9 protein-coding genes are annotated in these 14814 nt (G+C 70.6%); 5 read left to right on the top strand and 4 right to left on the bottom strand.

The genetic code is table 11. The annotated features are described in order from the left end of the window. Positions 1 to 7: 7 nt before the first annotated feature. Together DFQ15_RS17620 and DFQ15_RS00130 are read right to left on the bottom strand one after the other, a co-directional pair. Positions 8 to 3859: a UvrD-helicase domain-containing protein gene (locus tag DFQ15_RS17620; RefSeq protein WP_233504197.1), complete on the bottom strand. Its 3852-nt coding sequence runs from the start codon at positions 3857 to 3859 to the stop codon at positions 8 to 10. Between the two features lie 601 nt (positions 3860 to 4460). Next, positions 4461 to 7136 carry a PD-(D/E)XK nuclease family protein gene (locus DFQ15_RS00130; RefSeq protein ID WP_233504196.1) on the bottom strand — a complete coding sequence of 892 codons (2676 nt, stop codon included), beginning with the start codon at positions 7134 to 7136 and terminating at the stop codon, positions 4461 to 4463. 47 nt (positions 7137 to 7183) lie between these two features. On the opposite strand from DFQ15_RS00130, the gene trxA reads away from it, so the two are divergent. The 5 genes from trxA to DFQ15_RS00105 all read left to right on the top strand — a co-directional run bounded on the left by trxA (position 7184) and on the right by DFQ15_RS00105 (position 12639). Continuing rightward, the gene (gene trxA / locus DFQ15_RS00125; protein WP_110464016.1) at positions 7184 to 7516 is read left to right on the top strand and encodes a thioredoxin TrxA; all 333 of its coding nucleotides are present in this window, start codon (positions 7184 to 7186) and stop codon (positions 7514 to 7516) included. Positions 7517 to 7743: 227 nt separating this feature from the next. Continuing rightward, positions 7744 to 9006, top strand: a complete 1263-nt coding sequence (gene rho, locus DFQ15_RS00120; RefSeq protein ID WP_055842764.1) for a transcription termination factor Rho — start codon at positions 7744 to 7746, stop codon at positions 9004 to 9006. 135 nt (positions 9007 to 9141) lie between these two features. Then, positions 9142 to 9402 carry a type B 50S ribosomal protein L31 gene (locus DFQ15_RS00115; RefSeq protein WP_110464015.1) on the top strand — a complete coding sequence of 87 codons (261 nt, stop codon included), beginning with the start codon at positions 9142 to 9144 and terminating at the stop codon, positions 9400 to 9402. 137 nt (positions 9403 to 9539) lie between these two features. Further along, positions 9540 to 11240 (top strand): hypothetical protein, encoded by a 1701-nt coding sequence (locus DFQ15_RS00110; RefSeq protein WP_110464014.1) that lies wholly within the window; start codon positions 9540 to 9542, stop codon positions 11238 to 11240. Between the two features lie 4 nt (positions 11241 to 11244). Further along, entirely contained in the window at positions 11245 to 12639 is a 1395-nt protein-coding gene (locus tag DFQ15_RS00105; RefSeq protein ID WP_233504195.1) for an MATE family efflux transporter, read from the top strand. Here DFQ15_RS00105 and phoR read toward each other — a convergent pair. Both phoR and phoB read right to left on the bottom strand, forming a co-directional pair. Next, positions 12620 to 14044, bottom strand: a complete 1425-nt coding sequence (phoR, locus tag DFQ15_RS00100; protein ID WP_374940996.1) for a phosphate regulon sensor histidine kinase PhoR — start codon at positions 14042 to 14044, stop codon at positions 12620 to 12622. The two genes, DFQ15_RS00105 and phoR, sit on opposite strands and share 20 nt — an antisense overlap. Before the next feature lie 29 nt (positions 14045 to 14073). Beyond that, a complete protein-coding gene (gene phoB / locus DFQ15_RS00095; protein ID WP_110464013.1) occupies positions 14074 to 14808 on the bottom strand; it encodes a phosphate regulon transcriptional regulator PhoB in 735 nt (244 codons plus the stop codon). Positions 14809 to 14814 lie beyond the last annotated feature (6 nt).

The raw sequence follows: 14814 nt of genomic DNA, 5'->3' as shown, positions 1-14814 counted from the left end.
GGGGCATTCAGGAAAAGAGGTCGCCCTGCGCCGAAGGCGGCGCGGGCGGCGGTGGCGTCGGCTCGCGCCGAGGAAGCGGCGGGGCGGGCTGCGTCGGTGTCGGTGTCGGTGTCGGTGTCGGTGTCGGTACAGCGTCCGGGCCTGCCGGCGCATCCAGCACCGCCACCGTACCCCGCCCCGTCAGGAAGGCGGCCAGTACCGGCTCGTCTGGAAACGCCGCCTGCACCGCCGCCCGGTAGGTCCGCAGCTGCGCGACCAGCTCGGGCTGTCGTTCGGGCATGCCGGCGGATTTGTAGTCGAGCACCCACCATTCGCCGCTGTCCTTGCGGCGCACCAGGCGGTCGATGCGCAGGGGCTCGCCCGCATGGCTGATCGGCACTTCGTCGCCCTGCCAGCCGAGCAGCGCATCGTCCCAGACCCAGCGGCCGTCGCCGTGGCGCACCGCCTGGGCCAGGGCGGCGGCGCGCGCGGCCTCGGTGTCGTCCAGGCCCCATTCGCGGGCCGCGGCGTCGCGCTGTATGCAGGTGATGGAGGTGTCGCCTGCCTGCGCCCATTCGAGCATGCGGTGCATCGCCTGGCCGATGGCGGCTTCGATCTTTCTCTGCTCCGGTGGGGCGATTGCTACTGAATCTATAGCAGGAAGTCGATATCCTTCAACGGCCGGCTGCAGATAAGGCATGGAAAATATTTCGGTGGCGGGCAGCGGGACCGGTGCGGGACGGGCGCGGCCCTCGCCCCCGCCCTCTCCCAGGGGGAGAGGGCGCCGGTCCGGCGGGTGCGGACGAAATTGAGCGGACTCGTGCCTATCACTTCCGCCAGCACGGGCAGTAGAAGAGGACGCGGCTGCGGAAGCCTGGAAAGAGACGACATCGTCGATGTCGATGTCGGCAGATGGGGACGTCGACGAGGCAGCGGCGGGCGCAGGCGCCGCCTCCACCGGCTCGGCCAGCGCCTCCATCCGGCGCCACCAGCTGCCCACCGGCGCGCGGTGCGGCTCGACGCAGGACAGCACCAGCCGGCCGCGCGCGCGCGTGGTGGCGACGTAGAGGCCGTTCAGTTCCTCCCGGCGCCGCTCGACCTGCTCGGCGGCGATGGCGGCGGCGGCGCCCGGCGGCGGCTTGCTTTCGCTGGCGAAGAAGAGCAGCGATTGCGGGACCGGCGCCTCGCCGGGCCAGTCGACCAGCACGCCCATCGTCTCGCCGCGCGCGGGGGCGGCGTCGGTGTCCAACAGCAGCACCAGCTCGGCTTCCAGACCCTTGGCGCCGTGCACCGTCAGCAGCCGCACCGCGTCTGCATCGGCGCGCACCGGCGCCTTGACGCCGCCGGCGCGCAGCTTGCGCACGAAGCCGTAGGGGGTGGAGAAGCGGCCCGCGTCGATCTGCAATGCCGCGCCGGGCACCGCGCGCAGCCGCGCGACGACGGTGCTGCGCAGCGCGGCCGGCGCGGCGGCGGCGAAGCGGGCCAGCAGGTCGCCGTCGTGGTAGATCGCGTCGATCGCGTCGTGCGGCGGCAGCCGGTCGAGCCAGCCGCGCCAGCGCAGCAGGGTGGCGCCCGTGGCCTGCAGCCGGGGCAGCAGATCGGCCGGCACCTGCGCGTCGGGCGCGTGCAGCAGCTGCCACCAGGTGACGCCGGTGTTGTCGGCATGGGGGGCTCTGCCCTTCCCGGCGCGAGATCCGGCGCGACCGTCGTTCGATACGGCACCACCGCCGCCTGATGCGTCGCCATCGCCATCGCGATTGCCAACATCGGCATCGGCACCACCACCCCCGAAATCGCGGGTGACACCAGCACCAGCACCAGCACCGGCATCCCCGACAGCAGCCGCGCGCAGCCGCTGGCGGGCCAGCGCGAGCTGCACCAGGTCGTCGTCGGAGAAACCGAAGATCGGCGACTTGAGCGCGCGGGCCAGCGACAGGTCGTGGCCGTCGGAGAGCAGTGCGTCCAGCAGCGCGACGACGTCCTGCACCTCGGGCGCGTCGCGCAGGTCGGTCTTCTCGGGCTGCTGGGCGGGGATGTGCAGAGCCCGCAGCGCCTCGTCCATCGCGGAGAGCGCGACGCGGCGGCGCGCCAGCACCATCACGTCGCGCGGATGCAGGCCGCGCGCCCGCATCTGGGCCACCAGCCAGTCGGCGGCCTGGCGGCATTCGCGGTGGCGCAGCGTGTCCTCGGGTAGCACCCGCGGGGTGGTGAGGCTGTCGCGCCAAGCGGGCGCGTCGTCTTCCGCCTCGGCGTTGTCCTCGCGCGGCACCACCGGCAGGCGCAGCACCGCGCCGGCGGCGTGCGACTCGGTGGTGTGCGGCCGGAAACCGTCGTACTCGCCCGCCTCCTGCGCGGCGCCCATCGCGGCATTGACCGCGTCGATCACCGCCGGGACATTGCGCCGGGTGTGGTCGCAGGCCAGCCGGTCGCCGCCCAGGCCCTCGACGACGAAGCGCTGCGCCGCGCGGAACACCTGCGGCTCGGCGCGGCGGAAGCGGTAGATGCTCTGCTTCGGGTCGCCCACCAAAAACACGCTGGGCGCATCGCCGGCACCGGCGCCGACATAACCTGAGAGCCACGCCTGCAGCGCCTGCCACTGCAACGGGTTGGTGTCCTGGAACTCGTCGACCAGCAGGTGCCGCACCCGTGCATCGAGCCGCTGCTGCACCCAACCGGCCAGCACCGGGTCGGAGAGCATCGCCTGCGCGGCGCGCTCGACGTCGTTCATGTCGACCCAGCCGCGCTCGCGCTTCAAGGCGGCGTATTCGGCCACCAGCACCCGCACAAGCCGCGCCATGCGGTGGTGGTGCAGCCAGGCGGCGTGCTGCGATTCGGCCTCGGCGCAGCGCTGCACCAGCTCCTGCGCGGCGCGGACCGCGTCGATCCCGTCGAGCTTGTCGTTGAACTTGCGCGGCTCGCCGGCCTGGGTGAGCAGCGCGGTGCGAACGCCGGCGGCGTCGCCGGCGGTGGCGGCCTGCTCCAGCGCGGCGCCGGCGGCGGAAAAAGTCTTGGCGCTGGCCCGGCCGAGCGCACGAGAGGCGGCGTAGAACGCGTCGCGTTGCGACAGCAGCCAGTCGACCGGGCGGGCGGACGAATCCCCGGAGTCTGCGTCGTCGTCCGTCGGCGACCCGGTCGCCATGTCGGGCCAGAGCGTTTCCCACCGCGCGATCGCCCCGTCCACCACGCCGGCGCGGTCGGCCAGGGTGAACTCGATCCGCCGCTGCAACGCCGCCGCCAGTGCCTTGTGGGTCTGCGAGCGGCCGTGCACCGCGACCAGCGCATCGAAGTCGGCATGCAGCGCCGCATCCTCCAGCACCACGGAATAGAAGCGGCGCCAGACGCGGGCGACGGCCTCGGCATCGTCCTGCAGCAGGTCGTAGCGGGTCGGCAGGCCGAGTTGCTCCAGCACCGCCAGCGGCGCGGTACGCAGCAGTGCGGCGAACCAGCCGTGGAAGGTGCGCACCTGCACCGACCGTCCGGCGGCGAACACGTCCTGCTGCAGTTTCGATAGCAACACGCCGAGGTCTACCGCCGGCTGCAGGCCTTTCGGATCCACGACCTGTGCTTCGGGCACGCCCCGGGCGCTCAGTTCGGCCACCCGCTCGTCGTACGGCATGGCGGCGAAGTCGGCCAGCCATTCCTGCAGTCGCTCCCGCATCTCCCCGGCCGCCTTCTTGGTGAAGGTGATCGCCAGGATTTCGTGCGGCGGGCAACCCTCCAGCAAGGCCCGGACGATGCGCGACACCAGCATCCACGTCTTGCCGGCGCCCGCGCACGCCTCCACCGCCACGCTGCGCCGCGGGTCGCACGCGATTGCATAGAAGCGCTCGCGCGACACCCGCCGGCCGTTGTGTTCGTAGGCCAGGTTTTGGTCTGTCATGCGGGGTGGGCCTTGCCTGGGCGCGACCGCGAAGGTCGGCACCCGGATTTGAATGGAAAGGGGCTGTAGCCGGCTTCGAGTGCCGGCTTATAGCTATTTAATTGATAGCAATCACAGTTTTGGAGGGTTGTCGGGATGGTCCGGGACCGCGCCGACGGCGTACTCTGCTCCGCGAATGTCCCCCGGCCTGCGGCCTCCTCCTTAATTTCGCTGCGCAGAGCACGCCGTCGACGCGATCCCTGCGGCAGCGCCTGATCGGAGATTGCGGAAAACAGCGGCCACGTCCCGCCACTGCGAGCCCATGTACCTCTCGACAGCGGAACACGGCGCCCCGCCATACGACCCGCGACGGCCGATCCGCCCCGCACGACGCGACGCGTCCTGGGCCGGGAGCGTCGGGTGCCCCCCGCAGCGAAATAAAGGAGGAGGCCGCAGGCCGGGGGACATTCGCGCAGGGGGGTACCCGGCGATCCAGGCCCCCGCACCCGCCCCTGCCCGAGCTTCCCGACCGGCCCAACCTGCAAGACCTGCACCACCTCCACGCCCGCCCCGACCCTCGCTTCCACAGCCCCCACGCCACCACCCGAAGCAACATCCACCCTCATACCCAGAAATCCTTCCGGCACAACCCGCGCGCCGCACAGTAGTCGCACACCGCCCCCTCCCCCAGCGCCGGCAGCGCCACCCCTTCGGCGATGCGCGACAGGTCGTCCAGGATCCCCTCGACCAGCATGTCCCGCGCCTGCACCACGTCCTCCTGCTCGACGAAGGTGGTCGGCCCCTTCTCGCCGATGTTGAGGTAGGCCGCATGCAGCGCGTCGTCTTCGAGCAGGGCGGCGTAGAAGGCGAGCTGCGTGTCCTCGCCCTGGCGCCGCAAGCGCTCGCGGGTGGTCTGCAGGCTCTCGGTCTTGTAGTCGATCACCAGGGGCAGCAACGCGCCGTCGGGGCCGCCCGGCAACCGGTCCATCCGGTCGATCTGGCCGACCAGCAGCACGTCGCCCAGCGGCTGCGCGCGCCAGCCCTCGGCCCAGCCGAACCGGGCGCCGGTGGCGTCGTGCCCGGCCAGCCACGCCAGATAGCCGTCGCGCGCCTGCGGCCAGGTCGCGGCGAAGGGCAGGAAGTCTTCGGCCGGCAGACGGCGGGCGCGGGTGGCCTGCGCGGCGGCCGCATCGAGCATCGCCAGGCGCGCAGCGGGATCGTCGGTCGGCGCCTGGGCCAGCGCTTCGTGAAAGCCGCGCAGCGTGTCGTGCAGCCACAGGCCGAAGTCGCGCTTGTCCACCTCGGCATCCAGCTCGTCGGCCTCCTGCAGGCCGAGCTGGCGCAGCGCGAAGAAGCGGTACGGGCACTTGCGCAGGTCTTCGTAGGCACTGGCGGACAGTCGCTCGACCGGCAGCGCATCGCCCGTCGGCCGCGGCCGCGGCGTGGGCAGCGCCGCGATGCTGCGCGAGGGGCGCGGATCGGCGGCCTCTGCCGCCGCGCCGGGAACCGACTGCAGCGCCTGCACCAGCGGGCTGGGCAGCAGCGGCTCGCCGCCTTCGTCGCCGCGGCGCCAGAGGATGTCGACCCGCGGTGCGCAGAGCGCGATCTCCCAGGCGGCGGCGGTCTCGGCCTGCAGGGCTTCGCGGGTGGTCAGGCCGAGCGCGATGCGTTCCGCAGCCGACCAGGCGCCGGCGGGCTCGGGCGCCGCGGGCAGGCGGATTTCGTCGCAGCCGGGCATCACCACCGCGCCGAACGGGCGGGCCAGCAGTTGCTGCATCGGCAGCACGACCACCTCGACATCGGCCGTCTGCCAGTCGGCCTCGGGCTGGAAGTTGGCGGCTTCCAGGGCTTGCCGCGCCCAGGTGCCGAAGGCCGACAGGCCCACGCGGCGAGTGGCCCAGGGAGAGTCCTCGAGCTGCTGCGCGAAGCGGGCCTGCGCCAGGGTGTCGAGCCGCAGCACCGCCACCACCTTCTCGCCGGCGGCATCGGCGCGCAGGCCGTCCCACAGGCCGCTGGCCTGCAGCAACCCGCGCAACGCGGCCAGCCACTGCGGCAGCGAGCGGGGACGCTGCATCGCCTCGCGCAGCGCGTCGATGTCGGTCGACAGGTCGCGCAGCAACGGGGCCGGCGCCTTCTCGCCCGGCGGCGGCTGCCAGCCGTTCCAGTCGCGCACGCCTTCGCGCCGCAGCGCGGCCTCCAGCGGGCGCAGCCGGGCGGTCTCGAAGGTGGGGGATTGCTTCAACCAGTCGAGCACCTCGTCGGCCGCGGCCTGGCGGGCGCAGGCGCGCAGCGCGGCCATGACCTGGGCGGCGGCGCGGGTGGTCGAGAGCTTCCAGCCGCTCTCGTCGCGCAATGTCAGGCCCCGGGCATGCAGCATCGCGCCGATGCGACGGGTCAGGGCCCGGTCGTTCGCGACCAGGGCGACCGGCGTGGCGCCTTCGCGCACCCGCGCCAGCACGCAGCCGGCGGCACGCTCGGCCTCGTCCTCGGCGTCGGGCGCGGCATGCAGGCGCACGCCGGCGCAGCGCGCGGCCGGCTGGCGCAGACCGATGCGCAGGGCGGGCAGGCCGTTCGCCTCCCACCGGCGGCAGACGGCGTCCGCCAGCGGCTCGGGCTGCAGGCCGTCCAGCACCACCAGGCAGCGGATGCCGCCGGCCGTCGCGCCGGGTCCGAGCAGCACGTCTGTGGCGCAGGCGGAGGTCAAGGCCCAGACCAGCGCTACCCGCGCCGTGGCGGCCTCCAACTGAAGCACCGCGGCCTCGGCGCCCTGCCCCATCGCTTCGGCGGCTGCCTCGCCCCAGGCGGGCCGGGCATCGGGCACGACCGCGGCGAGTGCGCGGTGCAGCTGGCAGGCCGATTCGACCAGCGGCTCGGCCAGGGTGTCGGCATGGCGCTTCAAGGTCGGCACCTGCTCCAGCAGGGCCAGGGCGCGCAGAAGATCGCGTGCGGCGTCGCCGGTCACGCCCCCGGTATCGGTCGCATCCGGCACGCCCAGGCTGCGGGCCCAGCTGGAGAGGGTCTCGAACCGCGGGGCGAAGCCCTGAGGCCGCGCCGCGGCCCAGTAGCGGCGCGCCACCGGCAGCAACTGGGCGTGAGGCAACACCACCACCGCGTGGGCCGGATGCACGCCGTGCGTGTCGAACGCTTCGGTCAGCCGCGCGACGACGCCCGTCGCCGGGTCTCGCCAGAGGGCATCGACCGGGTGGGCGAAAGAGACCGTCCCAGCATCGGCGCAAGGGGCTTTCGCTATGGCGTCGATAGCAGAAGGAGGCCCTTCCCTACACTTGGGTTCTGTCACAATGGCCGCCACTTCAGCGGCTCCATATCCCACACTAGGAAGACTCCATGGCCAGCGATCTCATCATACATATTTCGGATGCGTCCTTCGACGCCGACGTGCTGCAGGCCGACAAGCCGGTGCTGGTGGATTACTGGGCCGAATGGTGCGGCCCCTGCAAGATGATTGCACCGATCCTCGACGAAGTCTCGGCCATCTACAAGGACAAGCTGCAGATCGCCAAGATGAACGTCGACGAGAACCGCGACATTCCCGCCAAGTTCGGCATCCGTGGCATTCCGACGCTGATGCTGTTCAAGGGCGGGCAACTGGCCGCCACCCGGGTCGGCGCCCTGAGCAAGGCGCAACTGACCGAGTTCGTCGACCAGCTGCTGGCCTGATCGAACAGTGCCGGGGCGCCCGCCGTCCCGGTCGCCGCAGACCCCGTGCGCAGTGCGCAACGCGCGGGCCGCCTGCAGAGGCTGCTATCGTTTCCTGTCATAATTCGCGCATTCGCCGGCCCGCGCCATTCGCATGCGTCGCCGGTTCGAGTCCCCCCGGCTCGCGAGGTCTCCTCGCCCCGCCACCCTCCCCCTGAATTTCCTGAACTCCGCCAAGGAGTAGCTCCATGCACCTAAACGAACTCAAGGCACTGCACGTGTCCGAAGTCCTCAAGCAGGCGGAAGAACTCGAGATCGAGAACACCGGCCGCATGCGCAAGCAGGAACTGATGTTCGCGATCATCAAGAAGCGTGCGCGCGCCGGCGAGCAGGTCTTCGCCGACGGCGTGCTGGAAATCCTGCCCGACGGCTTCGGTTTCCTGCGCAGCCCCGACACCAGCTTCACCGCCAGCACCGACGACATCTACATCTCGCCGAGCCAGGTGCGACGCTTCAACCTGCACACCGGCGACATGGTCGAAGGCGAAGTGCGCACGCCGAAAGACGGCGAGCGCTACTTCGCGCTGACCAAGCTCGACGCGGTCAACGGCGGACCGCCCGAGCAGAACAAGCACAAGGTGATGTTCGAGAATCTGACGCCGCTGTTCCCCAAGGAACAGATGAAGCTCGAGCGCGAACTCAAGACCGAAGAGAACATCACCGGCCGCATCGTCGACATCATCGCGCCCATCGGACGCGGCCAACGCGCGCTGATCGTCGCCCCGCCCAAGAGCGGCAAGACGGTGATGATGCAGCACATCGCCCACGCGATCACCGCCAACAACCCCGACGTGCATCTGATGGTGCTGCTGGTGGACGAGCGGCCCGAGGAAGTGACCGAGATGCAGCGCACGGTCAAGGGCGAGATCATCGCCTCGACCTTCGACGAGCCGGCCGCCCGCCATGTGCACGTGGCCGAGATGGTGATCGAGCGCGCCAAGCGTCTGGTCGAACTGAAGAAGGACGTGGTGATCCTGCTGGACTCGATCACCCGCCTGGCCCGCGCCTACAACAACGTCGTGCCGTCCTCCGGCAAGGTGCTGTCGGGCGGCGTGGACGCCGCGGCACTGCAGCGGCCCAAGCGCTTCTTCGGCGCGGCACGCAAGGTCGAGGAAGGTGGCTCGCTCACCATCATCGCCACCGCGCTGGTCGACACCGGCAGCCGCATGGACGAAGTGATCTTCGAAGAGTTCAAGGGCACCGGCAACTGCGAAATCCACCTGAACCGCCGCCTCTACGAGAAGCGCGTGTTCCCGGCGATCGAGCTAAACAAGAGCGGCACCCGCCGCGAAGAGCTGCTGCTGGCCCCGGAAATCCTGCAGAAGACCCGCATCCTGCGCCAGTTCCTCTACAACATGGACGAGATCGAATCCATGGAGCTGATGATCAAGAACATGAAGGCGACCAAGACCAACGTCGACTTCTTCGACATGATGCGCCGGGGCGGGTAGCGGGAGCACACCCCCAGGCACAGGAAAAGAGAGCGGCGGAATGCGTCTGTGCGATAATCGTAAACTTTTCCGCGGAAAGTGCTGGGCAATGGGTGCGCAGTGGCTCTCGCAACAGAACATTGAGGAAACCAGGCCATGAAAGAAGGCATTCACCCCAACTACCGCGAAGTGCTCTTCGTGGACCTCTCCAACGGTTTCAAGTTCGTGACGCGCTCTTGCGCCAACACGAAGGAAACCGCCAAGGCCGACGACGGCCGTGAGTTGCCCCTGTACAAGCTGGACACGTCGAGCGAATCGCATCCGTTCTACACCGGCACGCAGAAGTCGGTCGACAACATGGGCGGCCGCGTCGAGAAATTCCGCAATCGCTTCGGCAAGCCGTCGGCTGCCAAGTAAGCGATCCAGACCGCGACGTAGCTGCTGTCTGGCAGGTGCGATTCCGCTGAGAAGGCAGCCCGGGTTTCCCGCGCTGCCTTTTTTATCGATCCGGCGTTCGATGCGCGCTCCAGTAACCTGGCCCTCCTCCCTCACCCGTGATCCAGCCCACTCCCGCCATCGTTGCCCAGCGCGCCGTGCGCCGATTGCCGCGCTGGGCGCTGCTGCTGTTATGCATCGCGTACGTGCTGCCTGGCTTCGTGGGTCGCGGGCCCTGGAAGAACGCCGACATCGCCGCCTTCGGCTACATGCAGGAGCTGGCCCAGGGCCACACCAGCTGGCTGCATCCGCTACTGGGAGGCATGGCGCCCGAGTCCGACGGCCTGCTCCCCTACTGGCTGGGTGCCTGGGCGATCCATCTCGCGCCCGCCGGCTTTTCCCTCGACCTGACCGCGCGCGTTCCGTTCGGCCTGTTGCTGGCGCTGACGCTGGCGGCGACCTGGTACGGTGTCTACTATCTGGCGCTCGACCGCCGGGCGCAACCGGTGGCCTTCGCCTTCGGAGGCGAGGCCCAGCCCAAGGACTATGCGCGGGCGGTGGCCGACGGCGGCCTGTTGGCGCTGATCGCCTGTCTGGGCCTGGCGCGGCTGTCGCACGAAGCCACGGCGCACCTCACCCAGCTGGCGTTCGGCTCCCTCGCTTTTTTCGCGATTGCTGCCTCGCCCTACCGGGTGCGGTGGGCGGCGGGCAGCCTGGCGGTCGGGCTGGTCGGACTGGTGCTGTCCGGAGCACCCGCGCTGGCCGTGTTCTTCGGGTTGGGCGCGGCACTGCTCGCCATGCTGGAGTTGCGGCAGGCCGAGTCGGATGCGCCGGCGCTGCGGGCCTGGGCCGGCATCGCGCTGGGCGTCGCCGGGCTCGCGGCCCTGGTCGGCTGGCTGCTGGACGTCTGGGGGTGGCGCATGGTGGCGCACTCGGCCGTCGACCGCAGCTGGCAGAGCCTCGGCCGGCTGCTGCTCTGGTTCACCTGGCCGACATGGCCTCTGGCGCTTTGGACCCTCTGGCGCTGGCGGCGGCAACTGGCATCGCCCGAGGTGCACCGGCACCTGGCGGTCCCGGCCTGGTTCGCAGTGGTCGCGATCGGCGCAACGCTCTGCACCCTGCCGTCCGACCGGGCGCTGCTGCTGGGCCTGCCGGCACTGGCCGCGCTGGCGGCGTTCGCACTGCCGACGCTCAGCCGCAGCCTCTCGGCGTTGGTGGACTGGTTCACCCTGCTTTTCTTCTCCGGCTCGGCCATCGTCATCTGGGTCATCTGGCTGGCGATGCAGACCGGCTTTCCGCGCCAGCCCGCGGCCAACGTGGCGAAGCTCGCACCCGGCTTCACCGCGAGTTTCTCGATCGGCGCACTGGTCCTGGCGCTGGCGGCGACGCTGGCATGGGCCTGGCTGGTGCGCTGGCGCATCGGCCGGCACCAGGCGGCGCTGTGGAAAAGCGTCGTGCTGCCGGCCGGCGGTGCGGCGCTGTGCTGGCTGCTGCTGATGACGCTGTGGCTGCCGCTGCTCGACTATGCCCGCAGCTACGCCCCGCAGGTCGACCAGTCGATCGCCGCGATGGGACGGCCGGCCTGCGTGAGCTTCCACGGCTTCAGCCGCGCCCAGGTGGCGGCCTTCCAGTACCACGGCCAGCTGCGGCTGGAGCCTGCGACCCGTGACGGGCGGTGCGGCTGGCTGGCGGTGGACACCGACGCGGTGTCGACCTTGGCCACCGTGACCGATCCAGCCCGGTGGCGCCTGGTGGCCACGGTGGCCCGCCCGGCCGACCGGAAGGACACGATTCAGATCTACCGCTACCAGGGGGGCTGAGCAAGTGGCGGCAGTCCTGCATTGGCGGTCCCGGGCCGCGGCGGTTTGGGGGGAATTCCCGGCGATCGCGCGGCATGCCGGCACGGTGCTGGCCGGCCAGTGGGCGGTCATGGCCTTCGGCGTGACAGACACCGTGGTCGCGGGCCGGCATTCGGATGCGGCGCTGGCCGCACTGGCGGTGGGCAGCGCGATTTTCGTGAGCGTCTACGTAGCGTTGATGGGCGTGGTGCAGGCGCTGCTGCCGGTCTGGGCGGAGCTGCGCGGCGCCCACCGCTATCCGGCGATCGGCCGATCGGTGCGCCAGGCGCTCTACATCTGCGGTGGCACCAGCGTCGCCGGCATGGCCCTGCTGCTGTCTCCGACGCCGCTGCTGCAGTGGGCAGACGTGCCGGTGGCCCTGCGGGGCGACGTGGTGCGCTATCTGGGTGTGCTGGCCCTCGGTCTTCCGGCCGCCTTGCTGTTCCGCCTCTACAGCACCCTCAACCAGAGTCTGGGCCGGCCTCTGCTGGTCACCTGGCTGCAAATGGGCTCGCTGGTACTGAAGGTGCCGCTGACGATCTGGCTGACGCTGGGCGGTGCCGGCATGCCGGCCCTGGGGGTCACCGGCTGTGCCTGGGCCACGATCGTCGTCCACCTCCTGCTGCTGGCGATCGGCCTGTGGCTGCTGCGGACCCGGCCGCTCTACCGGCCCTACATGTTCTGGAAACGCATGGAAGCGCCCGATCCCGTCCAGCTGAAGGCGTTCGCGCGCCTGGGCGTTCCGGCCGGCCTGGCGATCCTCGTGGAGATCACCTCGTTTACGCTGATGGCCCTCCTCATCGCCCGCCAGGGCACGGTGGCGGCGGCCGCGCACCAGGTCGCCAGTAACCTGGCCGCCGTGCTCTACATGGTGCCGCTGTCGATCGCGATCGCGACCAGCGCCCGGGTGGGCTACTGGCTGGGCGCCGGCCAGGCCCAGCGCGCGAGCGCGGCCGTCACCGCCGGGCTGGGCACGGCCAGCGTCTCGGCGATGTTGCTGGCCGGCATCCTGTGGAGCGCCCGCACCACCGTAGCCGGGCTCTACACCAGCGTGCCGGCCGTGGCCCAGCTGGCGGCGGTGCTGCTCGGCTGGGTCGCGCTCTACCACTGTGCCGACGCGCTGCAGAGCGTCAGCGTCTTCGTGCTGCGCTGCTACCGGATCACCGTCAAGCCACTGCTGGTGTACTGCGTACTGCTCTGGGGGGTGGGCACCGGCGGCGGTTATGTGCTGGCCTACCGCGGCTGGCACGGCCTGGAGCCATGGCCGTCGCCCGAAACGTTCTGGATCACCAGTGCCGCGGCCCTGGCCGTCACGGCGGCCTTGTTCTTGCTGATCGTGCGCCGCGCGGTGCGCATCGCCATCAGTCTTCCGGCAACGTAAGTGCCGGGCACAGCCGGTCGCCCGGAAGCACCAGCGCGAAGGTGGAACCCTGGCCAGGCTGGCTGTCGATCCGCAGCCTGCCGCCGTGGCGCTGCATCACATGCTTGACGATGGCCAAGCCCAGGCCGGTACCGCCGGTTTCGCGGGAGCGGCTGCGATCGACCCGGTAGAAGCGCTCGGTCAGCCGGGGAATATGTTCCGACGCGATGCCCGGCCCGGTATCGCGCACCGCGAACTCGGCGTCCCCCACCGGGCCCCGCGCCGAGTCCGCTTCCTGCAGCACCGTCCAGCTGACGGTGATCGTGCCGCCGGCCGGGGTGTAGCGCACCGCGTTGCCCAGCAGGTTGGACATCGCGCTCTGCAGCTCGGTCTGCGCGCCCAGGATGCCGCCCATGGCCGCCACCTCATGCGCCGACGGGAACACGATCGTGTGATCCCGGCCCAGCACGCTGCTGAGCGCCGTGGCCTCCTGCTGGCAATGCGCCAGCAGGGCCTGCACCGGCACCTGCCCGCCCCGCCCGGGCAGCGGGCTGCCTTCCAGCCGCGACAGCGTGAGCAGATCGCTCACCACCGACTGCATGCGGGCTGCCTGCTGCGCCATCAGACCGAGGTAATGGGTACGCTCCTGCTCGTCGAGCTGCAGAGTCTGCAGGGTTTCGACGAAGCCGATCAGCACGGTGAGCGGTGTGCGCACCTCGTGCGATACGTTGGCGACGAAATCGCGGCGCATCGCGTCGGCCTGCTCCACCGCGGTGATGTCGCGCGAGAGCAGGAGCAAGCGGCCCCTGCCGTAGAGATGCAGCTGCACCGACAGCCGGGCCGCCCGACCACTGCCACCCAACCGGGCATGCATGACGACTTCGGTGGCGTAATTGCCGGCAGCGACGTAGGCGGCGAAGGCCGGGTCGCGTACCAGGTTGCCGATCGACTGCAGCATGTCGCGCTTGACGTCGATGCCGAAATGGTCGGCGGCGGTCTGGTTGCACCACTCGATGTGCATCGCCTCGTCGAGCAGGATCACGCCGTTGGGCGAGGCCTGGAGCGCGGCCAGGATTTCATCCAGCCGGTCGCGGCTCTCGGCCAGCCGGCGTTCCGATTCGCGGATGCGGCGGCGCATCCTGTCGGCGGCCTCGCCCCACAGTCCGCGCAGCGACGGCGCAGCCGAGGCGGTGGTGTCTTCGTCGCGCAGCCAGACCAGCACCCGGCGGGCCCGGTAGGTGTCGACCGCCACCGCGCTCCAGGTAGCGATCGCGAAGCCCGACAGCACGCCGGCCAGCACCCAGCCTTCATGGGTGCCCAGGCCGAGGGCATGCGACAGGCCGACATGCAGACCCATCGCCAGCCAACCGCCCAAAGTCGCCCCAGCGCCCTGCCACACGAGCAGGGCCAGCAACCGCCTCACCAGAAATGCCACCTGCTGCGGTCCTGCGCCGATCAGGGCGAGTTGGCAGGCGCGCCCGCAGCCTCGGGCAGCGCCAGGGTGACCTGGGCGGTGGCCCGGTACCCGGCGCCGCGCACCGTCTCGATCATCACGCCTGCGGCGCCCAGCGATTCGCGCAGCCGCTTCACATGGACATCCACCGTGCGCTCCTCGATGAACACATGGTCCCCCCAGACCTTGTCGAGTAACTGTGCCCGGCTGTGGACCCGCTCGGCATGCCGCATCAGGTAGTGCAGCAGCTTGAATTCTGTCGGGCCGACCTTGAGCATCCGACCCTGCAGGCTGACCCGGTGGGTGGCCGCGTCGAGCCGCAGCAGGCCCAGTTCGACCGCCTCGCCGGCCTGCTCCGGCGCCCGGCGGCGCAGCACGGCGCGGATGCGGGCCAGCAGTTCCTGGGTGGAGAAAGGCTTGGTGATGTAGTCGTCGGCACCGGCATCAAGGCCGGCGACCTTGTCGGGCTCGTCGCCCCGAGCGGTCAGCATCAGGATGGGCACCGCCTTGGTACGCGCATCGGCACGCCATTTGCGCGCCAGGATCAGGCCGCTTTGACCCGGCAGCATCCAGTCGAGCAGGATCACGTCGGGCAGCACCGCATCCAGCTCGCGCTGCGCGGTGATGCCGTCCTCGGCCCAGACGGGCTGGAACCCGTTGTGCCGAAGGTTGACGGCGATCAGCTCGGCGATCGAGGCTTCGTCTTCGACGATCAAAACCTGTGGCAGTTTTTTCATGGAACC

It is taken from the genome of Xylophilus ampelinus (assembly GCF_003217575.1).
GTDB lineage: Bacteria > Pseudomonadota > Gammaproteobacteria > Burkholderiales > Burkholderiaceae_C > Xylophilus > Xylophilus ampelinus.
This window is presented reverse-complemented; position numbering and strand designations above follow the sequence as displayed.

Bases quoted from the DNA above. Each gene is read 5' to 3' on its own strand.
- DFQ15_RS17620 (WP_233504197.1), bottom strand. From the start codon at position 3,859: ATGACAGACCAAAACCTGGCCTACGAACACAACGGCCGGCGGGTGTCG.
- trxA (WP_110464016.1), top strand. From the start codon at position 7,184: ATGGCCAGCGATCTCATCATACATATTTCGGATGCGTCCTTCGACGCC.
- rho (WP_055842764.1), top strand. From the start codon at position 7,744: ATGCACCTAAACGAACTCAAGGCACTGCACGTGTCCGAAGTCCTCAAG.
- DFQ15_RS00115 (WP_110464015.1), top strand. From the start codon at position 9,142: ATGAAAGAAGGCATTCACCCCAACTACCGCGAAGTGCTCTTCGTGGAC.
- phoB (WP_110464013.1), bottom strand. From the start codon at position 14,808: ATGAAAAAACTGCCACAGGTTTTGATCGTCGAAGACGAAGCCTCGATC.